Annotated in this window: 24 protein-coding genes; 11 read left to right on the top strand and 13 right to left on the bottom strand. The window is 53.8% G+C overall.

The features are described from left to right. Positions 1-57: 57 nt before the first annotated feature. From ACK3CJ_RS16480 to ACK3CJ_RS16445, 8 genes are all read right to left on the bottom strand, one after another. Positions 58-480, bottom strand: a complete 423-nt coding sequence (locus ACK3CJ_RS16480) for a PilZ domain-containing protein (protein ID WP_409523303.1) — start codon at positions 478-480, stop codon at positions 58-60. Beyond that, positions 477-1,271 carry an OmpA/MotB family protein gene (locus ACK3CJ_RS16475; RefSeq protein WP_409523302.1) on the bottom strand — a complete coding sequence of 265 codons (795 nt, stop codon included), beginning with the start codon at positions 1,269-1,271 and terminating at the stop codon, positions 477-479. The genes ACK3CJ_RS16480 and ACK3CJ_RS16475 overlap by 4 nt, the downstream gene beginning before the upstream one ends. 4 nt (positions 1,272-1,275) lie before the next feature. Then, positions 1,276-2,064 carry a motility protein A gene (locus ACK3CJ_RS16470; protein WP_409523301.1) on the bottom strand — a complete coding sequence of 263 codons (789 nt, stop codon included), beginning with the start codon at positions 2,062-2,064 and terminating at the stop codon, positions 1,276-1,278. Positions 2,065-2,149: 85 nt separating this feature from the next. After that, positions 2,150-2,536 (bottom strand): Co2+/Mg2+ efflux protein ApaG, encoded by a 387-nt coding sequence (gene apaG / locus ACK3CJ_RS16465; protein WP_409523300.1) that lies wholly within the window; start codon positions 2,534-2,536, stop codon positions 2,150-2,152. Between the two features lie 16 nt (positions 2,537-2,552). Further along, positions 2,553-3,356, bottom strand: coding sequence for a 16S rRNA (adenine(1518)-N(6)/adenine(1519)-N(6))-dimethyltransferase RsmA (gene rsmA, locus ACK3CJ_RS16460; RefSeq protein WP_409523299.1), 804 nt, complete (start codon positions 3,354-3,356; stop codon positions 2,553-2,555). Beyond that, complete coding sequence (pdxA, locus tag ACK3CJ_RS16455; protein WP_409523298.1) at positions 3,356-4,369, bottom strand: 4-hydroxythreonine-4-phosphate dehydrogenase PdxA; 1,014 nt, start codon at positions 4,367-4,369, stop codon at positions 3,356-3,358. Before pdxA ends, rsmA begins: the two co-directional genes overlap by 1 nt. A gap of 6 nt (positions 4,370-4,375) precedes the next feature. Further along, positions 4,376-5,668 (bottom strand): peptidylprolyl isomerase, encoded by a 1,293-nt coding sequence (locus ACK3CJ_RS16450; RefSeq protein WP_409523297.1) that lies wholly within the window; start codon positions 5,666-5,668, stop codon positions 4,376-4,378. Continuing rightward, positions 5,655-8,102, bottom strand: a complete 2,448-nt coding sequence (locus tag ACK3CJ_RS16445) for an LPS-assembly protein LptD (RefSeq protein WP_409523296.1) — start codon at positions 8,100-8,102, stop codon at positions 5,655-5,657. Before ACK3CJ_RS16445 ends, ACK3CJ_RS16450 begins: the two co-directional genes overlap by 14 nt. A 117-nt stretch (positions 8,103-8,219) precedes the next feature. Here ACK3CJ_RS16445 and ACK3CJ_RS16440 point away from each other — a divergent pair, with 117 nt between their 5' ends. From ACK3CJ_RS16440 to djlA, 3 genes are read left to right on the top strand one after another with little or no spacing between them, the layout of a single operon-like run. Beyond that, the gene (locus ACK3CJ_RS16440; protein ID WP_409523295.1) at positions 8,220-9,350 is read left to right on the top strand and encodes an aminoglycoside phosphotransferase family protein; all 1,131 of its coding nucleotides are present in this window, start codon (positions 8,220-8,222) and stop codon (positions 9,348-9,350) included. Then, positions 9,347-10,045 (top strand): N-acetylmuramate alpha-1-phosphate uridylyltransferase MurU, encoded by a 699-nt coding sequence (gene murU / locus ACK3CJ_RS16435; RefSeq protein ID WP_409523294.1) that lies wholly within the window; start codon positions 9,347-9,349, stop codon positions 10,043-10,045. The genes ACK3CJ_RS16440 and murU overlap by 4 nt, the downstream gene beginning before the upstream one ends. Beyond that, entirely contained in the window at positions 10,038-10,880 is an 843-nt protein-coding gene (gene djlA / locus ACK3CJ_RS16430; RefSeq protein ID WP_409523293.1) for a co-chaperone DjlA, read from the top strand. The genes murU and djlA overlap by 8 nt, the downstream gene beginning before the upstream one ends. Here djlA and ACK3CJ_RS16425 read toward each other — a convergent pair. Continuing rightward, positions 10,877-11,983: a DUF3530 family protein gene (locus ACK3CJ_RS16425; RefSeq protein ID WP_409523292.1), complete on the bottom strand. Its 1,107-nt coding sequence runs from the start codon at positions 11,981-11,983 to the stop codon at positions 10,877-10,879. The two genes, djlA and ACK3CJ_RS16425, sit on opposite strands and share 4 nt — an antisense overlap. Positions 11,984-12,125: 142 nt before the next feature. Between ACK3CJ_RS16425 and rpe the strand changes: the two genes are divergently transcribed. Next, the gene (gene rpe / locus ACK3CJ_RS16420; RefSeq protein ID WP_409523291.1) at positions 12,126-12,800 is read left to right on the top strand and encodes a ribulose-phosphate 3-epimerase; all 675 of its coding nucleotides are present in this window, start codon (positions 12,126-12,128) and stop codon (positions 12,798-12,800) included. Continuing rightward, positions 12,800-13,495: a phosphoglycolate phosphatase gene (locus tag ACK3CJ_RS16415; RefSeq protein WP_409523290.1), complete on the top strand. Its 696-nt coding sequence runs from the start codon at positions 12,800-12,802 to the stop codon at positions 13,493-13,495. The genes rpe and ACK3CJ_RS16415 overlap by 1 nt, the downstream gene beginning before the upstream one ends. A 119-nt stretch (positions 13,496-13,614) precedes the next feature. Here ACK3CJ_RS16415 and ACK3CJ_RS16410 read toward each other — a convergent pair whose 3' ends face one another. From ACK3CJ_RS16410 to gatC, 4 genes are all read right to left on the bottom strand, one after another. Continuing rightward, positions 13,615-13,809, bottom strand: a complete 195-nt coding sequence (locus tag ACK3CJ_RS16410) for a bacterioferritin-associated ferredoxin (RefSeq protein WP_409523289.1) — start codon at positions 13,807-13,809, stop codon at positions 13,615-13,617. Positions 13,810-14,083: 274 nt separating this feature from the next. Further along, entirely contained in the window at positions 14,084-15,553 is a 1,470-nt protein-coding gene (gatB, locus tag ACK3CJ_RS16405; protein WP_409523288.1) for an Asp-tRNA(Asn)/Glu-tRNA(Gln) amidotransferase subunit GatB, read from the bottom strand. 13 nt (positions 15,554-15,566) lie between these two features. Next, the gene (gene gatA / locus ACK3CJ_RS16400) at positions 15,567-17,018 is read right to left on the bottom strand and encodes an Asp-tRNA(Asn)/Glu-tRNA(Gln) amidotransferase subunit GatA (RefSeq protein WP_409523287.1); all 1,452 of its coding nucleotides are present in this window, start codon (positions 17,016-17,018) and stop codon (positions 15,567-15,569) included. Positions 17,019-17,054: 36 nt separating this feature from the next. Continuing rightward, positions 17,055-17,342, bottom strand: a complete 288-nt coding sequence (gene gatC / locus ACK3CJ_RS16395; protein WP_409523286.1) for an Asp-tRNA(Asn)/Glu-tRNA(Gln) amidotransferase subunit GatC — start codon at positions 17,340-17,342, stop codon at positions 17,055-17,057. Positions 17,343-17,543: 201 nt separating this feature from the next. Here gatC and ACK3CJ_RS16390 point away from each other — a divergent pair, with 201 nt between their 5' ends. From ACK3CJ_RS16390 to ACK3CJ_RS16365, 6 genes are all read left to right on the top strand, one after another. Next, positions 17,544-18,581 carry a rod shape-determining protein gene (locus ACK3CJ_RS16390; RefSeq protein ID WP_151702950.1) on the top strand — a complete coding sequence of 346 codons (1,038 nt, stop codon included), beginning with the start codon at positions 17,544-17,546 and terminating at the stop codon, positions 18,579-18,581. A 115-nt stretch (positions 18,582-18,696) separates the two neighbouring features. After that, on the top strand, positions 18,697-19,506 hold the full coding sequence (gene mreC, locus ACK3CJ_RS16385; RefSeq protein ID WP_409523285.1) for a rod shape-determining protein MreC: 810 nt from the start codon (positions 18,697-18,699) through the stop codon (positions 19,504-19,506). Then, the gene (gene mreD, locus ACK3CJ_RS16380) at positions 19,499-19,987 is read left to right on the top strand and encodes a rod shape-determining protein MreD (protein ID WP_409523283.1); all 489 of its coding nucleotides are present in this window, start codon (positions 19,499-19,501) and stop codon (positions 19,985-19,987) included. Before mreC ends, mreD begins: the two co-directional genes overlap by 8 nt. Before the next feature lie 6 nt (positions 19,988-19,993). Then, entirely contained in the window at positions 19,994-20,602 is a 609-nt protein-coding gene (locus ACK3CJ_RS16375) for a Maf family protein (RefSeq protein WP_409523282.1), read from the top strand. A 29-nt stretch (positions 20,603-20,631) separates the two neighbouring features. Continuing rightward, on the top strand, positions 20,632-22,107 hold the full coding sequence (rng, locus tag ACK3CJ_RS16370) for a ribonuclease G (protein ID WP_409523281.1): 1,476 nt from the start codon (positions 20,632-20,634) through the stop codon (positions 22,105-22,107). A gap of 11 nt (positions 22,108-22,118) precedes the next feature. Next, on the top strand, positions 22,119-25,919 hold the full coding sequence (locus ACK3CJ_RS16365) for a YhdP family protein (protein ID WP_409523280.1): 3,801 nt from the start codon (positions 22,119-22,121) through the stop codon (positions 25,917-25,919). Positions 25,920-25,921 lie beyond the last annotated feature (2 nt).

Raw genomic sequence — 25,921 nt, 5'->3', positions numbered from 1 at the left:
ACTATACGCTCGCATCAGAGGTGTGTCAACCCATTGTTTTATAAACTTCAGTTAAACTCAGGATTTATGGCCTGCTTGTTGCTCTTCCAACCTTTTGCGTCGCTGTTCAAGGCGTTCTTCATGGGCTTGCTGTATCAGTACTTTCTGACAGTAGGTGATAAAACGCGACAAAATGCGCTCGTCTACTTCATTGAGCTGCTCAAACTCACCTGCGAAGTATTCGCTGCCGATGCGGTTGAGATTGAGCTGTAGATTGAGGTTGAAGGTCTGTTCATCCAACACAAAGCTCAAGTGTGCAGGGTATTGCCCTGGTTGCAACTTTTCAGAGCCATGAAACGCGATACCGGTGTTGGAAAGATCAAGCAGTTTCATCGGTTGATCAGCAATACTCAATTGCACCAGCTTGTCGCAGAGTTTCTTCATACGATAGGAGCGGCGCCCTTTATCTACTGTGTTATCTATGCGTATTTCAGGTTTCATAACCTTGGCTCGGGTATTTTTTCGAGTACAAACTCAATACGACGGTTAATGGAGCGATTGACCTCTGTATCGTTGCGTACCAGAGGCAGGGATTCGCCATAGCCTGTTGCAGTCAGCCTGCGCGGAGGAATTCCACCCTCTATCATATAGCGTAGCACGGTTGTGGCGCGAACGGCTGACAGCTCCCAGTTGGAAGGAAACTGAGCTGTGTTGATTGGAATATTGTCCGTGTGGCCCTGAATCTCCAGTTTGTACTGTGTATTGTTGAGCAGTGTTTCCAGTATGGCATCAAGCATGGGGGTCATGGCCCGGTTGAAAGTCGCTGATCCTGACTGGAACAGCACGGCACCATTGACGCGCAGGGTCAGCTTTCCATCCAGTGGGGCGCCGATCTCTACCAGATCACCAACCTGCATCAGGTTCAGTGCAGACTCCAGTTCAGCTGTAATGGGTTCCCAGTCGATATCAAGTGAGGTGGAAATGTGGTCATCCCGGGCGTCCGGTTGACTGCTTGGTGCCTGGCCTGCCTGCGGCATCAGAGGTTGTGCCAGTTGTGGTATCTCTGTCTGGGCGCCTGCATCGTATTCCAGAGGAATCAGGCTGGTGGCACTGCCATCGCGTGACAGCGCAACATTGAAAGCTTTCATAGTCTGGCTGAACGCTTCACGCTCAACACTGGACATGGAAAAGAGCAGCACAAAAAACACCAGCAGCAGAGTCATCAGGTCGGCATAGGTCGTCAGCCAACCGGGGCTGTCGCTGTCATCCATCAGTTGTTGCTTGCGGCTCATCTGTCTACTCCTTCGGCGTCTGCTGCTCGCTGCGGCCTATTTTCAGTGGCTTGCGGGAGTCTTCCGGCAGATAGGAGGAGAGTTGCTCATATACATGGGCATAGTGATCGTTGGTCAGGATGCTGATGCAACCCTCTCTGATCACTTCGAGGTTGGTGACTTCCGACAGGGTTCTTGCTCGGAGCTTTCCTGCAATTGGCATGAATACAAGTGTGGCCAGCAGGGAGCCATAAAAAGTGGTCAGCAGCGCAATCGCCATAGCTGGGCCGATAGTGTCAGGGTTGGTCAGCTCACTGAGCATCTGGATCAAGCCGATCAGGGTGCCCAGCATACCGAAGGCGGGTGCGTAGAGCGCCATTTTCCGGAACACATCCTGTACTGTCATATGACGTGAGACCAGTGAATCTATCTCGTTCTGCAGGGTGTTGCGAATCACTTGTTCGGAGGCGGCTTCGGCGAGCAGATTGCAGGCGCGACGCAGGACGTGTGAGTCGGTTTCAACGTCTCCAAGACGCAGCAGTCCATGCCGGTGACTGATTCGACTCAGCTCCAGCATGGTATCGATCATATCCTTGACGTTGGTTTTGTCGCGAGTGAATACGATATAGGCAGCGCGAAAGGCGTTCAGAACATCCTTGAACTGCACTGTCAGCAGTGTTGCGGCGATGGTGCCACCGGCGACGATCATCAGGCCGGGTACGTTCACGAATACGTCTGCCTCGCCGCCAATCAATATGGCGGAGATAATCAGCGCTAAACCCGAGATAATCCCTATAAGGGATGCAAAATCCATAATTTGCCCCTGATACTCAATCGCTTGATGTTCAGCTTAACAGCTTAAGCTCCTGATGCCTTTACGTTCCTGTAACCTCTGTTGATCAATGCAGTGCGTTTGGTTGCGCCAGAGTGAAAGGTGCAATCAAGGTGGTGAAGCTATCCTCACTATCAGTCATCATCTGGTAGTGGCCCTGCATGGTGCCTACTTCCGTTGCGAGAACGGTTCCACTGGTGTAACTGAAGCTCTCTCCGGGGTTTATCACCGGTTGTTCGCCGACAACGCCTTCGCCTTGTACCTCCTGAACATGCTGATTGCCATCAGTGATCAACCAGGAACGGCTGATCAGTTGAACCGGAACCTGGTTCTGGTTGGTTATGGTAATCTGATAAGAGAATACGTAACGATGAGCATCAGGATCAGATTGCTCAGGCAGGTATGCTGTCTTTACGTCGATGATGACGTTCTGTCCCAGTTCGTTAACTTCCATCTTGCTTGTGTATTCCTCAGTAGGTTTCAGTGATCGCATCACTGATGGTAACAAATTCCTGCAGTGTCAGGCGTTCAGGTCTGAGGCCTGGATCTATGCCCAGTTCCTCCAGTTGTTCTGCTGCCATCAGAGGCTTCAGGTTGTTGCGCAGGGTCTTGCGACGCTGGCCAAAAGCTGTTCTGACGACATTCTGTAGCATGGTGACATCTTTCGCGACAATCGGCAGCGTCTTGTACGGCACCAGTTTGACAATGGCTGAGTCTACCTTGGGCGCAGGGTTGAATGCACCGGGTGGAACCAGAAAAAGGTTGTCCACCTGACAGTAGTACTGAGCCATGATGCCAAGTCGACCATAATGATTGTCGCCCGGTTTTGCTGCGAGCCTCAGTACAACCTCTTTCTGCAGCATGAAGTGCATGTCCTGAATAATCTCGGCATGGCTGAGTAGATGAAAAATCAGCTGTGTCGAAATGTTGTAGGGCAGGTTGCCGACAATTCGCAGTTGCTCACCGTCTTTGATCAGCGAGTGATAATCAAATTTCATGGCATCCGCTTCATGAACACGAAACTGATCGCCATGACGAAAAAATTTGGTGCGCAGTACCGGGATCAGATCCCGATCCAGTTCGACGGTATCCAGTGCACCTGCTGCCTCCAGTAGAGGCTCGGTCAGCGCGCCGAGGCCTGGGCCTATCTCGACCAGATGTTCACCGGGTCTTGGGGATATGGCGCCTACGATGCGGCGGATGACATGGCCATCGTGCAAAAAGTTCTGACCAAAGCGTTTGCGGGCCTTGTGGCCCAGCGTTTGTTTACTCATTACGTGCCTTTTGTTGTTGCATATGAGTGCTTACCCGCCATTGCCATATCGGTCGCGTATTGAATGGCTGTGAACAGGCTGCCGGCATCTGCCTGTCCGCTTCCGGCCAGATCAAGGGCTGTGCCATGATCGACAGATGTACGGATAATGGGCAATCCAAGTGTGATGTTCACTGCCTGACCAAATCCCTTATATTTCAATACTGGTAACCCCTGATCATGATACATCGCCAGCACGGCATCGGCTTTTCTCAGATGGTGCTCGGTAAACAGGGTATCTGCGGGCAGGGGGCCGATGAGTCTTGCACCAAGAATTCTGAACTCGTTCAAAACCGGAGTGATGATATCCAGCTCTTCATGACCCAGGTGCCCACCTTCGCCAGCATGAGGGTTGAGCCCTGCAACCAGTATGCGTGGATTGGTAATGCCAAAATGATTTTGCAGATCATGGATCAGAACCGCCAGTACATCGCGCAACAGGGGAGCGGTAATGGCATCGGCGACCTGCCGTAGTGGCAGGTGAGTAGTGGCCAGCGCAACGCGAAGGCCTTCAGTTGCGAGCATCATCACGACCTTGTGGCTGCCGGTCAGCTGCTCCAGAAATTCGGTGTGACCGCTGAAGGGGATACCGGCATCGTTGATGATTCCCTTGTGTACCGGGGCTGTCACAAGCGCATTAAAGCGCTGTGCCATGCATCCCTCTGTTGCCTGGCGCAGGGTTTCAAGGACATAGCTCGCATTCGCGGTATTCAGCGTGCCCGGCACAACTGGTGTGTTGAGCTTTATCGGCAAAACTTTGAGTGTGCCGGGGGCGGTTGCTGTAGCGGGTGCCTCCGGCTGAAACTCTTCCAGTATCAGCGGGAGTTTCAGTTGATCTGCGCGCTGTTGCAGCAGATCGGGGTCAGCAAGAACAATCAGCTCGTGCTGATGTCCCTGTTGAGCCACCTGAATACAGAGATCTGGGCCGATACCTGCCGGTTCTCCTGGCGTGATCGCTAAGCGGAGTTTTTTCAATAGTGTTCAGCCTTTCAGATCGATAAACGCCTGGGAACGAATTTCTCGCAGCCAGTTATCGAGCTCTTCGTTGTATTTGCGCTGACGGATGCTGTTGCGAGCCTGTGAGTCGCGCATCTCTTCACCAACATCCTGAGTGCGTCTATCCAGCACTTCAAGAATATGCCATCCGAAACGAGACTCAAACGGTCGGGAGATGCGTCCAACAGGGGTATCTTTCATTACTTGCTCGAACTCCGGCACCATCTGGCCATCCTGCGTCCAGCCAAGATCGCCTCCCAATGAGCCGCTGCCGGAATCATCGCTGTAACGGCGGGCGAGCTCGGCGAAAGGCTGACCATCCTGCAAACGGTTATACAGATCGACTGCCAGTACGCGGGTCTGTTCGGGGCTTCGAATTTCGTTGGGCGAGATCAGAATGTGGCGCACCTGGCTCTGCTCGATCAGTGTTGCGCTGCCGCCACGAACATCGCGTACCAACATGATATTGAAGCCGCTGGGCGTTCTGATCGGTGAGGTTATGGTGCCTGGCTGCATGCCAGCTACCTCTGTAGCGATAGCGCCGGGCAGTTCGTTCTGACGGCGCCAGCCGAGATCGCCACCATTCAGTGCATTCGGGGCATTGGACTGCGCCACGGCAGTATTGGCAAAGTCGGCGCCGTCCTGTAACAGGGCGATTATCTCCATCGCTTTGCGCTCAGCATCTTGAATCATTGCAGGCGACGCCTGGGAGGGGAGTGCGACCAGAATGTTGCTGAGCAGAAATTCAGCCTGCTCCTGTTGCTGCCCCATCTCTGAATTCAGATAGTTGCGCACCTCCTGCTCCGACACCTGAATGCGGCGATTGACATTGCTCTGCTGTACCTGATTGAGCAGAATCTCACGGCGAATCTGCTCGCGTGCCTGTGCATAATCCTCGCCTTCGGCTATCAGTGCCTGACGAAACTGCTCCAGCGTCATATTGTTCTGGGCGGCAATCCCTTCCAATGTTTCATTAAGTTGCCGATCGCTGACGCGCAGACCTTGCTCATCGGCAATCTGCATCTGAATGTTCTCGAGAATCAGACGATCCAGCACCTGCTGACGAAGGGTGTCAGCGGGAGGTAACTGCATTCCTCTGGACGCTATCTGCTGTGTGACCAGAGAGGTGCGTTGACGCAGTTCGCTTTCCATGATGATGTCGCTGTTAACAACGGCAATTACCCGATCCAACAACTCCTGAGCACTGGCTTGCTGGATGCAGATAACGCTCAGCAGAACCAGCAATGGCTGGCGCAGGAAACGCTTAAAACTTGTCATGGTCATCCTCTTTAATGCCTGTGATCTCTTCAATGAAGCCGCGGCCACCGTCTGGTCCGATGGTGCCGAGCCCACGCAGTACGAATTGTACAAACAGTCCTGTGTCCTGTTCAAAGTCTGCCGAAGGATTGCCGGACAGCCAGCGTCTGGCTGTGAGACGCATTTTCCAGCAACAGGTGCCGTATTCGACACCGAACAGTGTATCAAGGTTCTCGCCTTCTTCATGGTCATACTGCCAGCGGCCAATCACGTTCCATTTGGGGTTGATTGGGTAGCGGAAACCTATATCAGACTGACGTATGGTACTGTCATTCGTGTTGTTGGTGCCTTTTTTATCGCGATAGCTGATGTAGAGTAATCTGAGATCATCAGGTGTGTAGGTCAGTTTGTAGTTCTGCTCACGTGTGTTCAGGCTGTTGCGATCCAGCTCGGAATCATGAGTGAATCGCAGCGAGTCGGTGATGTTCCAACTTGCCAGAAGCGCATAGTTGGAGCTGTTTTCCTGACCCGTACGGTCTCCCGGGCGCAGTATGTCACGATCCCTGAAGTAATGCGCCTGTGCAACACCCAGACGCGCTTTTTCTGAGCCGTTGGCAGTGTAGAAGCCGCTCGACAGGCCAACTGTTGCCTGTCGGGTATCTGCTACTGTGTCGTTACCACTCCAGCCATATTCGTTGAACAGGTTGTAGTAGCTGAAGCCCATGCGCGCCGAGTCGAAGTTGAAATAATCAGGCTGCTCAACTCCAGGAACGTCCAGCAGCATCAGCCTGGGTTCAAGAGATTGAGAAAAGCGGCTGTAGTCACGGTCAAAGTAGAGACCGGTATCCAGGCTGGAAATCGGCGTAGTAACCGATGGACGAGAATCCTGAGCCATTGAAGTATTATCGAGTTGATACTGGCTGTGCCAGATGCTCACCTTGGGCTTGGCATAACCCCAGGGGCGCTCAAACAGGTAGCTGACAGAAGGCCGCAGATGTAGTCGATCGCCCATGATACGGTCATTGCCAGTCAGGCCGACCAGGTCACGCTGAAAATTGACATATTCGGCAATGTAGGTGAACTGAACATCAGCAGGCAGTGCTTCACGTCCGGTAAACAGCAACTGAGGTTTACGCTCGTAGGGTGCCTTGCCATCAATGAGTGTCTGGTAGCCATGCACACGACCGGTGAAATCCCAGCCGTTACCCACATAGCGCATTTGAACGATCTGATCGAGATGGTCCTTCTCTTCAATATCCAGCTTGGTGCCTAAATCATTGAAGTAGTCATCGTCGCTGACCTGAGTATATTGGATGCGACTGAACCAGTTGTTGAAGGGGGTGCCTTCATGCTCTATTTCGGTCAGCCAGCGATTTTTTCCATAGATATTGTCATTATGCAGATACGACGTGCTGAGTGAGCTGGTCGACCACTCATTCATGTATCTGAATTCATTTTCCAGCAGCAAACCGCGTTTTTCAATCAGTCGCGTCACCAGTGTATCGTCGTAATTGGGCGCCAGATTGAAGTAGTAGGGTATGCTCAGCTGCAGACCATTGTTGCGCGAGTAACTGCCACTTGGGTAGAGAAAGCCGGATACACGGCGTTCATCGATCGGAAACTTGAAGTAGGGAATGTAGAACACCGGGATGTTGGCAACTTCGAACACCGCATGACGTGCTGTGCCAAAGCCCTCGTCCAGATCCAACTCAACACTGCTGGCTGTGATCTGCCAGGCATCGTTCCCCGGCTCACAGAAGGTTAAAGCACCCTTGTCCATGACGACCCGGTTGTCACCGTAACGTGAGATACGTTTGGCAGAGCCGCGCATATGCTCTTCATGCATAACATATTGTGCGTTGTTGAAGTGGGTGTCGCCAGTTTCAAAATTGGCATCTGCACGATCACCGATCAGCAATAACCCTTTTTCTCTGTATCTGATCTGGCCTTCGAGGAAAGCGGTCATGTTGTCTTGATCTATTTCGCCATACTCACTGCTGATCATCCTGCTGCCCTGACGCAGGTTGATGCCGCCGACGAGGCGAGTCAGTCGCGAATTGAGGTCGGCACTGGATTCGATCGCATCGGCAAAGATCGGCTGTTCGCTGAAAGGAATATCGTCGTCCATGAATTCGACATCAGGTTCGATATATCCGCCATGACACAGTCCCGGCGCCTGGCCCGGTGGGTAAGGATAGTAATCCAGGTGGGCAAAGGGACTGTTCAGACGCAGTCGGATATCGTCAGGCTGAGCCGCCTGAGTGGATTGAGGTAATGCGCGTGCAGCCGAACCTGGTGTGGGGTTGCCCTGCTGGTTGAAACTACAATCCCACTCGCCTTCGCTATCGACGCGACAGTCCCAGCCATCGGCATTCCCAGCCAGGGCGGTCTGTGCCGTGATGATGGCCGTTATTGCCAGTGAAAGGCTTATAGAAGCATGAAAATTGAAGGACATTCGGGTCGCCATCCGGTTGCAAACAAGGGGAAGCCGTTTCTTGCTCCCCGTCAGTCTAGTACTATACGAGCGTTGCATGATAAAGCATTCAATACGCCAAGTGCTAGAGGATAGGGAATGGGAAGTAGGCTCGCAGCCCTGAATGACTGGGTAAAAAGTGAAGTTAATAGGTTGGAGCTGCCGGTCTCGGGTGAAATCCGGCTGGAGGCTGTGTCGGGCGATGCGAGCTTTCGCCGCTATTTCAGGCTGCAGGGCGATGGTGTGAATTGGATAGCGATGGATGCTCCGCCGGAGTTGGAGGATAGCCATCCATTTGTTGCAGTGGCGAGTGATTGGTATCAGGCAGGTGTAAGAGTGCCGCGTATTATCAGCCATGATCTGTCACTTGGTTTTCTGCTGCTGGAAGATTTTGGCAACACACTGCTGTTGAGCAGGCTGGATGATAGCAGCGCGGATACGCTGTATGCGGCAGCACTGGAAACGCTGGTGACGATACAGCAGCAGTCGACCGAATCCCTGCCGCCTTATGACGAGGTGCTGTTAAAGCGGGAGATGGGACTGTTTCGAGATTGGTTTACTCAAAAACTGCTGGGTTTGAGCCCGGATACCAATACCTGGCGGATGCTGGATGAGGTCGAGGGTGCTCTGGTGGATTCAGCTTTGTCGCAGCCTCAGGTCTGTGTACACAGGGACTTCCATGCGCGCAATCTGATGATGTTGGATGATGGTGGAGCTGGTTGTGTTGGAGCTGATAGTGCTGGAGCTGGTAGTACTGGAACTGGTAGTACTGGAACTGGTAGTACTGGAACTGGTAGTGCTGGAGTAGGAGTACTGGATTTTCAGGATGCCGTCAAAGGTGCGGTGACCTACGACCTGGTCTCGTTGCTGCGTGATGCCTATATCGACTGGCCGGATCAGCGAGTGGCAGGTTGGGTCGAAGAGTATCGTGGCATGCTGGAAAAACAGCAGAAGGTTGCTGAGCCTGAGCTGTTTCTGCAGCAGTTTGACTTGATGGGAATGCAGCGACAGCTCAAAGTGTTGGGTATCTTTTCCCGACTCTGGTTAAGGGACGGCAAAGCGGGGTATCTGGGTGATATACCGCGCACACTGAGCTATCTCTATCGGGCATCCGGTCGCTATCCGGCGTTTTCCGACTTCCATCTCTGGCTGGGTCAGGTGGTGATCCCGGCATTGGAAGCCAATGAGCACTATCGCTCACAGTCGCTGTCACACTGGTGGCACAGATGAAAGCGATGATTCTGGCGGCGGGTCTGGGAACGCGTATGCGCCCGCTGACACTGGAAACCCCCAAGCCACTGCTGACAGCAGGTGGTAAGGCGTTGATTGAATATCATCTGGAGAATCTTGCTGCAGCGGGCGTGCAACAGGTGGTGATCAACCATGCCTGGCTGGGCCACAAAATTGAGGCGGCATTGGGTTCCGGGGAGCGCTGGGGGCTGCAGATCCAGTACTCGGCGGAAGGTGAACCGCTCGAAACAGGTGGTGGAATCCTGCGCGCTCTGCCATTGCTGGCTCTGCGCGACGATGAGCGGTTGCTGGTGATCAATGGCGATGTTTATTCGGATCTTTCGCTGCGTGATCTTTTGTCGGCGCCGTTACCTGAGTCATGCCTGGCTCATCTGGTGATGGTGGATAACCCGGAATGGCATCCCCAGGGTGATTTTCTATTGCAGGATGATGGGCAGTTGAGCGGAGCTGAAGGGCGAGCTCTGACATATGCCGGTATCAGCCTGCTGCATCGAAGTCTCTTTCCTTTGCAGGTGTCGGTGGAGTCTTTTCCGCTGGCGCCGTTGCTGCGCAAGGCGATAGAGCAGGGGCGGGTCAGTGGTCATTGGCACCGAGGTGTCTGGTCGGATGTGGGAACCCCTGCGCGGCTGGCTGAACTGAATCAACTATTAACTGAGCACAGTGGGCATGAATAACAAAGCACAAGGGCAGGGAAAACGTCTGGCAGAGGGTTTTCTGCGCTACAGAACAGGGCTGGTGATCGGCGGGATGATCGGCTTGGTTTCCGGGGGTATTTTTGGCTTGCTGTTTGGCGGGTTTATCGGCTATCTGCTGGAAAAGACAATCCGCAAGGCTAAGGATCTGTCACCTCAGCAGCTTTTCTTCAAAGCCACCTTCAGCGCCATGGGTAAGATTGCCAAGGCTGACGGCCGCGTATCCGAGAGTGAAATTGAGCTGGCGCGTGAGGTGATGGCGCGCATGAACCTGAATGATGAAACCAAGAAACGCGCTATCGCTCATTTTAATGAGGGCAAGGATAGTGAGTTTGATCTTGGTGTCGTGTTGCAACCACTGGCGATCATGTTACGCCGCCGTCCTGCCGTCAAATTGATGTTCATTGAGATGCAGCTGGCCATTGCGATGGCTGATGGTGAAATATCCGAGCCAGAGCTGCGAGTGATTGAGGAGATCTGCAGGCATCTTCGATTCAACCCGCAAGAGATGGAAGCGGTGGTGCAGCGTATCCGTGCTGCGCAAGCCTTCCAGCAACACAGTTATGATGCTCATGGCCGGGCAACACCCGGTAACCAGGGGATGTTGCTGCAGGACGCTTATGGTGTCATCGGTGTATCACCGGAAGCAACGGATGACGAAGTCAAGAAAGCCTGGCGTAAGCTGATGAGCCAGCACCATCCCGACAAGCTGGTGGCGCGTGGCTTGCCTGAGGAGATGATGTTGCTGGCTACCGAAAAAGTGCAGGAGATTCAAGCTGCGTATGAGCGTATACGAGAAGCCAGGGGTATGCGCTAGAGATCGAAACTGACCGGGTTACGGCCCGGTGGACGCTGCTCGGTTGGTGCGGTTTCATTCAGTGATGGATCGTCAGACTCGTTCTCTTCAAGTAGGTGCCGCTTCAGTTTTCCGCGTATCTGGCGGCTCAACCAGGGAGTGTTCCAGCCTCTGAATGTGCCGGAAATCCGTGCCTGATGATAATCCGGGTGAGCACTGCGTTGCGCCATCTGTCGCCGCTGGCGCGCATCCGGGATGATGGTGGGCTTTCCGGGTAATGGCGTGTGATACAGATCGATGACCAGACTGTTCAGTGTTGAGATGTTGGCAAGCAGATCGGGCTGCTCGGCACTCAGCGCCGGTCTTGGATCAATCATCAGCAGTACTGGCCTGTCCAGCTCTGGCATTTGCTGAATATAATCGGCCGCCCAACCGGCGCTGCTACCGATGGCGATAATGACCCACCTTTCCTCAAGGCTGCTGTCTCTGAGGCGTAGCTCCTCCAGACCGTTGCGAATTCTCTGTGAGATGCGCTCTGTATAGGGTGCTAATATCAGCTCGGGCTCAGCATCAGGCTCTGTCGTGCTCTCTGTCGTGCTCACTGGGGGCGTTGCAGGGCTGGCTTCAGGTGTCGGCGGGGGTGTTTCTGATTCACTGACAACAGGTGGGTCGACTTTGATAGGCAGAGTACGCTGTGGGTGAGCAATTGGCGCGGGTAAAGGCATCTCCATCACCAGAGTCGTCCAGCCATGGTCGGCCAGATAACGGCGCATATGAGCACTCTGCTCCACCCAGACATCACCGCTGACAATGTCGGGCAGGATCAGGACGTTGCCATGACTTTCGGCAACGTTGGCAAGCTGGATCAACGCATAATAGGTTTCGCTGTCGCTTTCAAAGGTCTGCAGCTCAGTGTCTGCAGGGAGTGCCTGAGCCAGGCGCTCTGCTCTGGTCATCTGGGGTGCTGCAAAGCGCTCGGTAATGGGCGCCGGTGACTCTGGCGACTCCAGCGCTGTCCCGGATGCTGCTGCCGGTGCCGCCTCTGGTTCGAGGGCATTCTCCTGGGCATGCAGGGGGGTGAAAAGTCCCAGTATCAGATAGATGGCAAGTAGCTGTTTGGTCATTAAACGGGTCACTGTTTCACTGTCACGGCTGGTTGTGTGTTGATTATGTACATAGTCTCTTGTTCAACGATTAAGAGGCTGCAGCCTCTGTTCTGCTGCGTTACAATAGCGCAAATTTCGACAACTGACGACCGGGATAGCCATGTCTGATTTTCTGATTGCCCCCTCCATTCTTTCTGCTGACTTTGCCCGACTGGGTGAAGAGGTGACACAGGTGCTGGCATCTGGTGCAGACGTAGTGCACTTCGACGTGATGGATAACCACTATGTGCCCAACCTCACCATCGGGCCGATGGTCTGCAAGGCGTTGCGCAACCATGGCATCAAGGCGCCGATCGATGTGCATTTGATGGTGAAGCCGGTTGATCGGTTGATTGGCGACTTCATCGAAGCCGGTGCCAGCTGGATCACTTTTCACCCGGAAGCGTCGGAGCATATAGATCGCTCTTTGCAGATGATCCGTGATGGTGGCTGCAAGGCCGGGCTGGTGTTTAATCCAGCAACTCCCTTGCATTACCTGGATCACGTCATGGACAAGTTGGACATGATCCTGCTGATGTCGGTGAACCCGGGATTTGGTGGTCAGAAGTTCATCCCATCGACGCTGGATAAGCTGCGACTGGTCCGGCAGCGTATTGATGCCAGCGGCCTGCCGATCCGGCTCGAGATCGATGGAGGTGTAGGGATAGGCAACATCGCCGAGATCGCACGTGCTGGTGCCGATACCTTTGTCGCAGGCTCTGCCATTTTCAATACCGCGGATTATGAAACGACCATTTTACAGATGCGTGCTGAACTGGCGAAGGTGTCCGGCTGATGCGGGCACTGTTCGATGGCGAGCTGCCCGAGCTGGTCATGTTTGATCTGGACGGCACGCTTGTCGACAGTGTGCCCGACCTGGCGCGCGCCGTTGATCAGATGCTGTTGGCACTGGATAGAGACGCTGCCGGTGAAGATCAGGTGCGTGCCTGGGTGGGTAACGGGGCGCAGATGCTGGTCAGACGCGCATTAGCGGGGCAGCTTGTTCCTGCTGATACTCATGCAGAAAGCCCCGCGGATGAAGATCTGTTCCCGATCGCCTATGAGCTGTTTCTGGCAGCCTATGCGCAGTGTAATGGACGCAGCAGTCGGCTTTATCCGGGTGTGATGATCCTGCTTGAGGCCTTGCACAAGGCGCAAGTACCCATGGCAATCGTGACCAACAAGCCCCATGCTTTTACGGAGCCTCTGCTGCAATCATTGCAGATAGCGGGCTTTTTCTGTCAGGTAGTATCGGGTGATAGTCTCAGCCAGAAAAAACCTGATCCTGCACAGCTTAACTGGGTGCTGGACAAGCAGCAGGTGCCTGCTGCGCGGTCCTTGTTCGTCGGCGATTCAATGCATGATGTGCAGGCTGCGCGTGCAGCGGGCTGCCCAGTCATCTGTGTCAGCTACGGTTATAATCACGGTGAGCCAATAGCGTTGAGTCGGCCTGATCGCGTGCTGGACTCCTTGGCTGATCTGCCTGTTTGAAGCTACTCAGCCTGGGGCCGAGTTGAGTGATGCTGATGTCGGTGGGATTACCGCATTAGAAGATAGAGCCAGTGCGGTATTGAAGCCTGCACTGGCTTTTTTATTTCAGATAGTATTTTCTAAATCGCATAAGCCAACTGATCTGCCAGCTGCTCCTGCTCTGCGCGTAATATGGCGCGTGCCACGCAGGTACATTTTCCACACTGACTGCCAACATCCAGCTCACGATTCAGATCACGAATCGAGCGCGCACCTTCAGCAACAGCAGCTCTGATAGCTTTGTCGGTAACGGCGTTGCAGATACAGATGTACATGACGTAGACCTCGTGTGAAAGATACTAACAAGATAGTAACTAATAATAATTCGTATTCACTAGAATGCAAGTGTCTTTTTTTCATGTGTGGATTTTTTTGCGATAAAGTTGTATCTGTCACTTGGGTGGTTTTGGGTTTTGTTTGTTTTTATGGGGTAGAGGCGTTAAAAAAGGCCGGTAGGTTAAAAAACCGTCCCGGCCTGGATGTTGATCATCTGAGGTGAGCATCTGAGGTGATCATCTGTCGCAATCATGGATGTTGAAAATGGAGAGCTCAGTCGCAGAGGGCGTCCAGTTTCTGTTTCAGCAATCCCTGTACCTGGCCCGGGTTCGCCTTGCCCTGGGATGCCTTCATGATCTGACCCATAAAGAAGCCGAGCATCTTGCCGCGCTTGTCCGGCTCAGCTGTCTTGTATTGATCAACCTGCGTGGTGCACTCGGTAATCACCTGATCAACTATCGCTTCAATCGCGCCGGTATCGGTTACCTGCTTCAATCCTTTGCTTTCGATAATCTCATCGGCACTGCCACCCTCGGCCCACATGATCTCGAACACCTGCTTGGCAATCTTGCCGGTGATGGTGTCATCCTTGATGCGGGCAATCAGGCCGCCGAGTTGGTCGGCACTGACCGGGCTTTCCTTGATATCCAGATCCTTCTGGTTCAGGTTCTTCGCCAGTTCACCCATGACCCAGTTGGCAGCCTGTTTCGCATCTCCTGCAACCCGTGTTACCTGCTCGAAGTAGTTGGCCTGCGCATGGTAGGCAGACAGTACAGCTGCATCATATTCTGACAGGCCGAACTCGCTGACAAAGCGCGCTTTGCGGGCATCCGGCAGTTCAGGTAGTCCTGAGCGGATCTGCTCGATATAGGCCTCATCAATGATCACCGGCAGCAGGTCGGGGCAGGGGAAGTAGCGATAGTCATTGGCTTCCTCCTTGCTGCGCATACTGCGGGTTTCGTTGCGATCGGGATCATACAGGCGGGTTTCCTGAATCACGCGCCCACCATCTTCAATCAGGTCTATCTGACGGGCCACTTCTGTTTCAATGGCGCGCTCGATAAAGCGGAAGGAGTTGATGTTCTTCAGCTCGGTGCGTGTGCCGAGTGCTTCCTGGCCTTTGGGGCGGATCGAGACGTTACAGTCACAGCGCATGGAGCCTTCGGCCATGTTGCCGTCGCAGATTCCCAGCGTGGTGATAATGGCGTGGATCTTTCTGGCATAGGCGGCTGCTTCTTTGGCCGTACGCATATCCGGTTCTGAAACGATCTCGACCAGGGGGGTGCCGGCACGGTTGAGATCAATCCCGGTCATGCCGTGGCCCATCTCGTCAAAAAAATCCTCATGCAGTGATTTACCGGCATCCTCTTCCAGATGAGCGTGATGGATGCGCACGCGACGGGTGGTGCCATCGTCCAGTTCGATATCGATATACCCCGGCCCGACAATCGGCTCAGCCAACTGGGTGGTCTGATAGCCTTTGGGCAGATCCGGATAGAAGTAGTTCTTGCGTTCAAAAACGGATCGTTTTGCTATCTCGGCGTTTACGGCAAGACCGAACATCACCGCCATACGCAGGGCGTTTTCATTGAACACAGGCAGAGTGCCGGGCAGAGCCAGATCAACGGCGCAGGCCTGGGTGTTGGGTTCTGCTCCGAAGGCGGTGCTGGCACCTGAAAAAATCTTGGTGTTGGTGGCGAGCTGAGCGTGAATCTCAAGCCCGATGACGGTTTCCCATTCCATTTACGCTATCCTCTCAAATGCCTGCCGGTGTCTGTTTATGCCAGTCGGTTGCCAGTTGGAACTGGTGCGCGACGTTGAGCAGTTTCGCTTCGGCAAAGTAGTTGCCGATGATCTGCAGTCCGACGGGCAGGCCTGCTGTTTGTCCGCAGGGGATCGACATGCCGGGTAGCCCTGCCAGGTTCAACGACAGCGTGAAGATATCTTCCATATACATCGAAACGGGATCATTGCTTTTCTCGCCGATCCGGAAGGCCGGGTGTGGTGTGGTCGGGCCCATGATCACATCCACCTGCTGCAGGGCGTTGATATAATCCTGCTGTATCAGGCGGCGGATCTGCTGCGCCTTGCGATAGTAGGCGTCGTAGTAGCCTTCTGACAGGGCATAGGTGCCGACGAGGATGCGACGCTGAACTTCGCTGCCGAAGCCTTCACCGCGACTGCGTTTGTAGAGGTCTTCCAGATCTTTTGGATCTGCGCAGCGATAGCCATAGCGCACACCGTCAAAGCGCGACAGGTTTGTGGAGGCTTCTGCCGGGGCAAGAATGTAGTAGGCCGGAATAGACAGGCGGGTATTGGGCAGGCTGATCTCCTGCACGCTGGCGCCCAGCTTTTCATATTCGCGGATTGCATTCTGGACCTGCTCGGCAATGGCCGGATCCAGTTCGTCGGCAAAGAACTCCTTCGGCAGACCGATCTTCAGCCCATCCAGAGGTGTGTTCAAGCCAGCCAGGTAGTCGGGCACTGGCTGATCTGCACAGGTGGAATCGAGCGGATCGGCACCAGCCATCACCTGAAGCATCATGGCGGCATCTTCTGCCGTGCGGGTCATGGGGCCGGCCTGATCAAAGGATGAAGCATAGGCGACCATGCCATAACGAGACACTCGGCCATAAGTCGGTTTGATGCCGGTGATGCCACACAGTGCTGCAGGCTGGCGAATTGAGCCGCCGGTGTCGGAACCGGTAGTCGCAGGTGCCAGGCGTGCAGACACGGCGACAGCGGAGCCACCGGAGGAGCCGCCGGGGACACGTTCAGTATCCCAGGGGTTGCGTGATGGCCCGAAGTAGCTGTTTTCGGTGGAGGAGCCCATCGCGAACTCGTCCATGTTGGTCTTGCCCAGTGTGACGGCGCCGGCTTCATTGAATCGGCTTACCAGTGTGGCATCATAAGGCGATATGAAATTGTCCAGAATTCTGGATCCACAGCTGGTTTTAATGCCTTTGGTGCAGAACAGATCCTTGTGAGCGATCGGCAGGCCGGTAAACAGACCTGCATCTCCCTGTTCTATGCGCGCATCAGCGGCGGCGGCCTGTTTCAGGGCCTGTTGATCACACACGGTGATGTAGCTGTTGTACAGGCTGTCTTTGTCGTGAATGCGGCTCAGGTAGGCTTGCGTCAGCTCAACACTGCTGAATTCACGTTTTTGCAGACCTTTGGCCAGTTCGGCCAGTGTCAGATCAAACATTGTCTGGAGTTTCCTTGCAGAATTGGGTGGCGATGATCATTCGATGACTTTGGGAACCAGAAACAGACCCTTTTCTGTTACAGGTGCATTGCTCTGCAGCAGTTCGCGCTGGTTCGATTCGGTCACCACATCGGCGCGCAGGCGCTGTACGGCGTCAAGCGGGTGTGCCAGAGGCTCGACACCGGTCGTGTCGATGGACTGCATCTGGTCAAAAAGGTGCAGAATACTGCTGAGGTTCTCGGCATACGCCGGGATATCCTGGTCATTGATCTGCAGGCGAGCCAGATGGGCAATGCGTTCTACGTCGGATCGATCCAGTGACATAAGTCGGTTACTCACTAAAATAACTAATATTCTGTTTAATCCAAAAAAAGTCATGACGAAATACACGGTTCAACCATCTATTCTGTCAAAGATGTGTAAGTTAACACATTTGCTCCTTGCTCAAAATCCCCGCCATTGTTAGAGTTAGTGGCTTTCAGGATTATCGGCCAAATTAGGGCTAATCTCAGGGTATCCACTTTCATGTTCAAGAAAATCCGAGGAATTTTTTCAAGCGATCTCTCCATCGATCTGGGGACCGCTAACACCCTCATTTATGTCCGCGATCGCGATATAGTGCTGAATGAGCCATCTGTTGTGGCTATTCGTACCACCGGCAATCAGAAATCGGTTGCTGCTGTCGGCACAGAGGCAAAGCGCATGCTGGGCCGTACTCCCGGTAATATCACTGCCATTCGTCCGCTTAAGGACGGCGTCATTGCTGATTTTCATGTCACCGAAAAAATGCTGCAGTATTTTATCAGCAAGGTTCATGGCAACAGTTTCATGACACCGAGCCCGCGTGTGCTGGTGTGCGTACCCTGCAAATCCACTCAGGTTGAACGCCGTGCCATTCGTGAGTCAGCCATCGGTGCCGGTGCGCGTGAAGTCTACCTGATCGAAGAGCCCATGGCGGCTGCGATCGGTGCAGGCTTGCCGGTTGATGAAGCGAACGGCTCCATGGTAGTCGACATCGGCGGAGGCACGACTGAAATTGCAGTGATCTCCCTGAATGGTATCGTTTATGCGGAGTCTGTCCGTATTGGGGGCGATCGTTTTGATGAGTCGATTGTTACCTATGTGCGTCGTAACTACGGCAGTCTGATCGGTGATGCAACGGCCGAGCGCATCAAGCAGGAGGTCGGAACGGCTTATCCGACCAATGAAGTGCTTGAGATCGATGTTCGTGGCCGCAATCTGGCCGAGGGGATTCCACGCAGCTTTACGCTGAACAGCAACGAGATCCTTGAAGCGCTGCAGGAGCCTCTGTCTGCGATTGTTCAGGCGGTCAAAAGTGCGCTTGAGGGCTGCCCACCGGAGCTGGCGTCAGATATCGCCGAGCATGGTATCGTCCTGACAGGTGGTGGTGCGCTGTTGCGTAACATTGATCGACTGATCAGCGAAGAGACCGGTCTGCCTGTTATCATGGCGGAAGATCCTCTGACCTGTGTTGCGCGGGGCGGCGGTAAAGCACTCGAAATGCTTGATAAGCATGCCTTCGAGCTGTTGACGCACGAATAAACAGGGCTGTCCATGAGGGTGGTGATATTTGATAAGCGCCTTGTTCTGAACAGGGTGGAGGTGCTTTATTAACCCTATTTTCAGACGAGGCAATCCACGACCGCTGTTTATCGCTTTGTTGATACTCGCTCTTTTCCTCATTGTGGCCGATCTTAACTGGCCCAAGATGAGAGAGGGGCGGGTTTACCTGTCTCTGTTGATTACCCCTTTGCAGTGGATGGTCGATCTTCCGGCACGCGCGGCTGATAATCTTTCGGATGTCGTGGTCGATAGGGCGACTCTGGTGCGTGATAATGAGCGTCTTCGCACCGAATCATTGGATCTGGAGCGCAAGGTTCAGCTCATGGCGAGTCTTGAGCGTGAAAACGAACAGTTACGCGATCTGCTCAATGCTCGCCAGCGCATTGAAGCAGATGTCACGATGGCCGAACTGATCGGTATCAATCCGGATCCCTTCCTGCATGAGATCATCCTGAGCCGTGGTACAGAGGATGGCGTATTCGAGGGCCAACCGGTGCTGGATGCTGGAGGGGTCATGGGGCAGGTGCTGTCAACGGCACACTATACCAGTCGCGTGATGTTGATTACGGATGCCCGAACAGCGATACCTGTTGAGGTGCTGCGTAACAACTTCCGTACCATCGCGATTGGCCGTGGTGTGCCAGGTGAGCTGGAGATTGCACATGTACCCGACACCGCGGATATCCGTGAAGGAGATCTGCTGCTGACATCAGGTCTGGGTGGGCGTTTTCCGCCGGGATATCCTGTCGCAGTGGTGACCGAGGTGCTTCGTGATCCGGGTCGCCCATTCTCGCTGGTTAAAGCCAGCCCCTCTGCGCGTCTGGATAGAAGCCGTCATCTACTGCTGGTGGATTATCACGAACCCCGTCCGGCAGTACCGATGCCGGAGGACAGCGATGAATGATGCGCGCCAGGGTGGTGGCTTCATCATCTTTGGCACTTTCCTGCTGGGTCTGATACTGACGCAGATACCTCTGCCTGATTTTCTGGTCTGGTCACGTCCTGAATGGGTCGCTCTGGTATTGATCTACTGGGTGATGGTCGTGCCGCATCGTGTGGGTCTGGCCAGTGCGTTTGCCATCGGCATTTTGCTGGATCTTGTGCGAGGCAGTGTACTTGGGTTGAATGCGCTTTCGCTGACAATTATCGCTTTTCTGGTGCTGCTGCTCTATAAGCGGCTGCGTATGTTCCCTCTCTGGCAGCAGTCGATGATGGTGCTGGTGCTGGTGGGTATCAACCAGCTGCTGTTCTACTGGATGCAGGGAATTACCGGTACGGCAGTTGCCGGGCTGATGTTTCTGCTGCCCTCCGTCATCAGTGCGCTGATCTGGCCCTGGATCTATGTCATGCTGCATGGCATCAGGCGTACCTTCCGAATAGAGTAATCTATTATGAACAGTAAGACCGAGCCTCAACTGATTCTGGCATCAGCGTCTCCCCGTCGCAGTGAACTTCTGACACAGATAGGTGTTAAACACCGTAAGCTGGCCGTGGATATCTGCGAAGACAAGTTGCCGGATGAGACTGCCATGCAGTATGTTGAACGTCTGGCCAGAGAAAAAGCCAGAGCAGGATTCAAACTGGCGGGTTGTGGTCGGCCTGCGCTGGGGTCTGACACCAGTGTCGTGATCGATGGGCAGGTGTTGGGCAAACCTGTCGATGAGCAGGATGCTGTATCAATGCTGATGCAGTTATCTGGCAGGGTCCATCAGGTAATGACGGCTGTGGCTGTGTGTGATGGTGATCGTCTGCTCAGTCAGGTGGTCACGACAGATGTCACCTTTGTGACCCTGACCCAAGCGCAGTGCCGTCTTTACTGGCAGAGCTCAGAGCCTTGTGACAAGGCGGGTGCCTATGGTATTCAAGGGTTGGGCGCAGTTTTTGTCGCATCTATATCAGGAAGTTACTCTGCGGTGGTCGGGTTGCCTCTGATGGAAACCGCACGCATGTTGGCTGAATTTGACGTGCCGGTCTGGGCGACAGTTGATACCACGCATTAATCTGCCCGACAGGCAGTAAGGAAGACACAATGGCAGATGAGATTCTGATCAACTTCACGCCGATGGAAACACGCGTGGCAGTGATAGAAAATGGCATGCCGCAGGAGGTTTATGTTGAGCGGGTCAGTCGACGCGGTATAGTCGGCAACATCTACAAGGGAAAGATCGTGCGCGTGCTGCCGGGTATGCAGGCGGCCTTTGTGGATATCGGATTGGAGCGCGCCGCCTTTATTCCGGTGGATGAGGTGATGGATCAGAACCTGCCTGCAGCCTCGCGTACTGGTGTCTCGATTGCACAGTTGTTGCGCGAAGGTGATACGCTTCTGGTGCAGGTGACTAAAGACCCCATCGGTACCAAGGGTGCCAGATTAACCACCCATATTTCGGTACCGTCGCGATACCTGGTATTGATGCCGGGTAACTCGCATATCGGTATATCCCAGCGCATTGATGATCCGGCTGAGCGCGAACGTCTGCGAACGGCACTCGAGTCGCTTGTAAATGCAGAGGGGCAGGAATCTGTCGATGGAAACGGCTTCATTCTACGTACTGTGGCGGAAGGGATCAGTGAGGGGGAGCTGAAAGCCGATCTGGATTTTCTGCGCCGGCTTTGGGTCAAGATTGATGAGCGTATCGGCAGACTGAAAGCGCCGGCCATTGTCTATGAAGATCTTCCTCTGCATATGCGTGCCCTCAGAGATATGGCGCACAGCGGTGTTGAACGGATACGTATAGACTCAAAGGAAACTTATCAGCGTGCGATTGATTTTGCGAACTCTCTGGTGCCTGAAATACGCGAAAAACTGGAATACTATCCCGGTGAGCGTCCGCTGTTTGATATGTTCAGTGTTGAGGAGGAGATGCAGCGTGCATTGGGGCGCAAGGTCGAGCTGAAGTCCGGCGGGCATCTGATTTTTGATCAGACCGAAGCGATGACAACCGTGGATGTGAATACGGGAGCCTTTGTTGGCCATCGCAATCTGGAAGAGACTATTTTCAAGACCAATCTGGAGGCAGCCACGGCGATTGGACGCCAGCTTCGGCTGCGTAATCTGGGTGGTATCATCATTATCGACTTTATCGATATGGAAGATCCTGACCACCAGCGTCAGGTACAGCGTACGCTGGAAAGGATGGTGGAGAAGGACCATGCCAAGTGCAAGGTGACTTCGGTGTCTGATCTGGGATTGGTCGAGATGACGCGTAAACGAACTCGAGAAAGCCTGGAACAGGTGTTGTGCGAGCCTTGTCCCATGTGCCAGGGGCGTGGTTCGATCAAAACTCCTGAGACTGTTGCCTATGAAATTTTTCGTGAAATTCTGCGCCAGCATCGTGCTTATGAAGCCGACAGCTATCTGGTGCTGGCAGCCGAACTGGTGGTGGACTATATGCTGGATGATGCGTCCAGCCACGTGGCTGAGCTTGAGGCCTTTATATCCAAAACCATTCGTTTTCAGGTGGAGAGCATGTACAACCCTGAACACTTTGACGTTGTACTGCGCTGACGGAGTTGTTGATGCGACAGGTTACTAGTCGCCTGCTCTGGTTGCTGCTGATATTGGGGCTGTTGCTTGCCCTGATGTTGGTGGCTGTCCGTGTGGCGCTGCCTCAGTTGAACCTATACAAGGACGCTCTGGCAAGCAGGATCAGTGATCACCTGGGTATGCAGGTGGATATTGGCTCCATTAGTGGCAAGCTGGATGGCCCGAACCCCGGATTCACCCTGACGGATATCTCGATTCACAGCCTGACACCACAACAGGCTCAGGTCTCATTGCAGATCAGTGAACTGGGTCTGAAGGTTGATCTCTGGCGCAGTATCCAGGCCAGAGCGCCGGTATTTCAGTTTTTGCACCTGTCTGAAACAGATCTGCAGTGGCGGGAGCGTCAGGGGCAGTGGCTGCCCGGGAGCGAATCAAGCGAGGATGAAGGGTTGCAGCCATTGCTGAGCTTTCTCCTCCAGCAGCCCTTTATTACGGTAGAGAATCTGCGTATCGGCTTGCAGCCCGAGCAGGGTGATCTGCAACTGATATCTCCGGTCAATGCTCGCTTTGAGAGTGCTCGGAACGAGTTTCAGATCAGCGGTTCAATGAAAATGCCACTACTGGGTAGTAATAACCAGATACGCTTTGCATTGCAGGGGGATAATGTTCCTTTATCTGACCCTTTACAGGGGGATCTGTCTTTCTATCTGGGTACTGATGCATTTGGGCCGGAACTGCTGCAACTGTTTCCCTTGCCGGTGACGGTGAAGGAGCTGTCCCTGCAGACTGAGATCTGGGGTGATTGGCGGCATGGCCGATTGAGTCATCTGTTGGGCAATGTTTCGCTGGACAGGCTGGCGCTGGATATTGAGGGGATGCCCAGAATTCAGAAAGCGGGTATGCAGATCGCGTTACTGCCGTTCGATCAGCAGCATCAACTGCAGATCAAGAATCTGTTCCTGCACAGTGGTGGCGCTGCTTTCAATCTTCCTCTGTTAGTGGCCAATCTTGATCTTCACTCTGAATCCGTAGCTCTACATCATGTCGGCATACCGGCTCTGGATCTTGGTGCAACCCATCATTGGCTGCAGTTTCAGCCTTTCCTGCCACCCTTTCTGGATGATCTTCTTCTCACGCTGGCACCTGAAGGGGTGTTACGTAATATCAGGCTTGACTGGGAAGATCCAAATGACTTGATGAGCCTGCAGCTGGATGCAGACCTGGAAAAGCTTGGTTTGTCTGCCTGGGGTGACGCACCGGCTGTCAGTGGTATTGATGGCCGGTTGAAAGCCACCCTGACCGAGGGTGAGATCTACCTGCAGAGTGATGACTTTACTCTTTATTTTCCTGAGCTGTACCCCGAAGGATGGCGTTATGGCCATGCCAGTGGTGTCGTAAACTGGCGCATAGATGAGGAGCAAGTCAAGGTAGGCAGCGGGCTTCTACGGCTGGCAGATGAGCATGTCAGTGGTGCGGGCCGATTCAGCATGGTGGTACCTTTTGACAACCAGCAGCAAACTGAGCTGACGCTGATGATCGGCATGACCGGTAGTGACGCGTTGCAGACTGAGCGTTACACCCCATTGCGGGAGGTTGGAGAAGATCTGCATGCCTGGCTTGCTGAATCGATCATGTCTGGGTACCTGAATCAGGGAGGTTTGCTGATTCATGGTGGCACGCGTAGAGCGGCTGATCCCTCACCGATGACAGTGCAGTTGTTCTTTGATATTGAAAAAGCTGAGTTTGCTTACCAGCCGGGCTGGCCTGCAGTTGAACAGGGTGATCTGTTCATGCAGTTGTACAATGATACGCTGCGTATCGATATTCGTTCTGGCCAGATCCGGGACACGAAAATTCATTCGGGATGGGTTTATCTCCCCAGTGGCGCTGATCGCGTGCATATTGCAGCGCAGTTGGAAGGGCCTGCCCGGGATCTTGAATATTTTCTGAAACAGACTCCTTTGCGTGATGAAATCGGCGATCCACTTGATGACTGGGCATTCGGGGGCGAGCTGCAAACGCAACTGAATCTTCAGATACCGCTGAATGCACGGAAAAATCCCGACATAAATGCTGTCGCTCAAGTGACTGCGGGGAGATTGACGTCTGAGCGGCAGCGGTTGGAGCTGAGTGAGTTACAGGGTGAGCTGACCTACAGCAGCCAGAGTGGCTTGCAAGCAGAGGGGTTGGAAGGTCGCCTGTTTGGAGAGCAGATCCGAGGCAGTATAGATACCGAAGGTGATCAGCTGGGGATCAGCCTGACAGGACGAATTGATCCAGCACGCATCCAGGAGTGGTCAGATGTCAGTTTGCTGCAGTTGCTGACGGGTACTACAGACTATCATGCTCGTTTACAGGTCTGCCCACAGCAACCGGGTTGTTCGCGCTTGAATATCAATACGCTATTGCAAGGAGTGGCGGTGGATCTGCCAGCGCCTTATGGCAAAACTCCTGAAATGGAGCGCTTGCTGGAGCTCTCGATACTGCTCGATCGTGATGAGCTGACATTCAGCTATGATCAATATCTGCATGGGGTGTTTGATCTACAGATGCCGCTACGTGGGCATGTTCATCTGGGAACGGATGGTGTGACGTTGCCTGGTGGGCCGGGTATTGTGGTAGATGGGCAGATGGCACACTTATCGGAGCCTGTGATCAGATCCTTTTTGTCTTCATTCACGAGTGCGGCTGATCTTGAAATGAGCCATTCCGTATTGAGTCGGCTGGCGCTCAAAGTAGGGCGCTTTGAGGCGCGTGGTGTGTCGATTGATAATCTGGATATGGTATTGAGACCCGCGCTGGGTGGTGGTTGGCAGTTGCAGCTGACCGCTCCCAATATGACCGGTCAGTTGGCTATTCCCGAGCAGCAGGGGCAGCTCTGGCGGCTGGACCTGGCACACTTTGCTCTGATTGAGGGTATGCTGATCGGTGGTGCGGAAGAGGGGGTAGATGAGGGCGTGGAAGAGAGTGTTCCACCTGTGCCTCCGCTGTCACCTGATGATATTCCAGCCATTGATATTCATGTTTCTGAACTGATACTCGGGCAGAAGCCGATGGGTGAGTGGAAGTTGAAGTTGAGGCCTGAACAGGGCAGGGTGGCCGTCAGAGATATTGAGGGAGACCTGCAGCAGATACAGGTCAGGGGAGAGGCAACCTGGCATACTGGCAATGCACCAACCACAGGGCTGACGTTGCGCATCGAGGGCAAAGATGTCGGCGATGTACTGGAGCGATGGGAATATGGCAGGGCAATTGAGACTGAGCTGATAACTTCGGACATCCAACTGGACTGGCCCGGTGCTCCCTGGGATTTTGAACTGCCTCAGTTGTCAGGTGGGGTGGTTCTGCATGCGGAAAATGGTCGAGTGATTGAATCAGGCAACAGTTCAAACATTCTGCGCCTTTTCGGGATTCTGAATCTGAGTACGCTCTCCAGAAGGCTGCGCCTGGATTTCAGTGATCTGCTCAAGCGTGGAGTAGTGTTTGATCAGTTAACGGCTGATTACAGGTTGGATCAGGGGATAGCGCATACGCGCGCGCCACTGCAGTTGGATGGCCCATCTGCAATGATGAAACTTGAGGGTTCGTTGGATCTGATTAATGAGACTGTGGATAAGTCAATTGAGGTGCTGTTACCAGTGAGCAGCAATCTGACCATCGGTGCCGCACTGCTGGGCGCACCGCAAGTGGCTGGCGCACTGTTCATCATTGATCGAATCACCGGTGGTAGCCTTGAGAAATTGACGGCGATCCGCTATACCCTGACAGGTGACTGGGGGGATCCGCAGGTACAGTTGATTACTCCGGAAGTTGAACCGCCGATCAGGAGGTGAGT

The organism is Nitrincola salilacus (genome assembly GCF_046271865.1).
GTDB classification, from domain to species: Bacteria; Pseudomonadota; Gammaproteobacteria; order Pseudomonadales; family Balneatricaceae; genus Nitrincola; species Nitrincola salilacus.
This window is presented reverse-complemented; position numbering and strand designations above follow the sequence as displayed.

Bases quoted from the DNA above. Each gene is read 5' to 3' on its own strand.
- ACK3CJ_RS16440 (WP_409523295.1), top strand. From the start codon at position 8,220: ATGGGAAGTAGGCTCGCAGCCCTGAATGACTGGGTAAAAAGTGAAGTT.
- ACK3CJ_RS16390 (WP_151702950.1), top strand. From the start codon at position 17,544: ATGTTCAAGAAAATCCGAGGAATTTTTTCAAGCGATCTCTCCATCGAT.
- ACK3CJ_RS16425 (WP_409523292.1), bottom strand. From the start codon at position 11,983: ATGACCAAACAGCTACTTGCCATCTATCTGATACTGGGACTTTTCACC.
- ACK3CJ_RS16450 (WP_409523297.1), bottom strand. From the start codon at position 5,668: ATGACAAGTTTTAAGCGTTTCCTGCGCCAGCCATTGCTGGTTCTGCTG.
- mreD (WP_409523283.1), top strand. From the start codon at position 19,499: ATGAATGATGCGCGCCAGGGTGGTGGCTTCATCATCTTTGGCACTTTC.
- rng (WP_409523281.1), top strand. From the start codon at position 20,632: ATGGCAGATGAGATTCTGATCAACTTCACGCCGATGGAAACACGCGTG.
- ACK3CJ_RS16480 (WP_409523303.1), bottom strand. From the start codon at position 480: ATGAAACCTGAAATACGCATAGATAACACAGTAGATAAAGGGCGCCGC.
- gatB (WP_409523288.1), bottom strand. From the start codon at position 15,553: ATGGAATGGGAAACCGTCATCGGGCTTGAGATTCACGCTCAGCTCGCC.
- gatA (WP_409523287.1), bottom strand. From the start codon at position 17,018: ATGTTTGATCTGACACTGGCCGAACTGGCCAAAGGTCTGCAAAAACGT.
- ACK3CJ_RS16410 (WP_409523289.1), bottom strand. From the start codon at position 13,809: ATGTACATCTGTATCTGCAACGCCGTTACCGACAAAGCTATCAGAGCT.
- rsmA (WP_409523299.1), bottom strand. From the start codon at position 3,356: ATGAGTAAACAAACGCTGGGCCACAAGGCCCGCAAACGCTTTGGTCAG.
- ACK3CJ_RS16365 (WP_409523280.1), top strand. From the start codon at position 22,119: ATGCGACAGGTTACTAGTCGCCTGCTCTGGTTGCTGCTGATATTGGGG.
- gatC (WP_409523286.1), bottom strand. From the start codon at position 17,342: ATGTCACTGGATCGATCCGACGTAGAACGCATTGCCCATCTGGCTCGC.
- apaG (WP_409523300.1), bottom strand. From the start codon at position 2,536: ATGGAAGTTAACGAACTGGGACAGAACGTCATCATCGACGTAAAGACA.
- ACK3CJ_RS16415 (WP_409523290.1), top strand. From the start codon at position 12,800: ATGCGGGCACTGTTCGATGGCGAGCTGCCCGAGCTGGTCATGTTTGAT.
- rpe (WP_409523291.1), top strand. From the start codon at position 12,126: ATGTCTGATTTTCTGATTGCCCCCTCCATTCTTTCTGCTGACTTTGCC.
- ACK3CJ_RS16375 (WP_409523282.1), top strand. From the start codon at position 19,994: ATGAACAGTAAGACCGAGCCTCAACTGATTCTGGCATCAGCGTCTCCC.
- ACK3CJ_RS16475 (WP_409523302.1), bottom strand. From the start codon at position 1,271: ATGAGCCGCAAGCAACAACTGATGGATGACAGCGACAGCCCCGGTTGG.
- murU (WP_409523294.1), top strand. From the start codon at position 9,347: ATGAAAGCGATGATTCTGGCGGCGGGTCTGGGAACGCGTATGCGCCCG.
- djlA (WP_409523293.1), top strand. From the start codon at position 10,038: ATGAATAACAAAGCACAAGGGCAGGGAAAACGTCTGGCAGAGGGTTTT.
- ACK3CJ_RS16445 (WP_409523296.1), bottom strand. From the start codon at position 8,102: ATGTCCTTCAATTTTCATGCTTCTATAAGCCTTTCACTGGCAATAACG.
- ACK3CJ_RS16470 (WP_409523301.1), bottom strand. From the start codon at position 2,064: ATGGATTTTGCATCCCTTATAGGGATTATCTCGGGTTTAGCGCTGATT.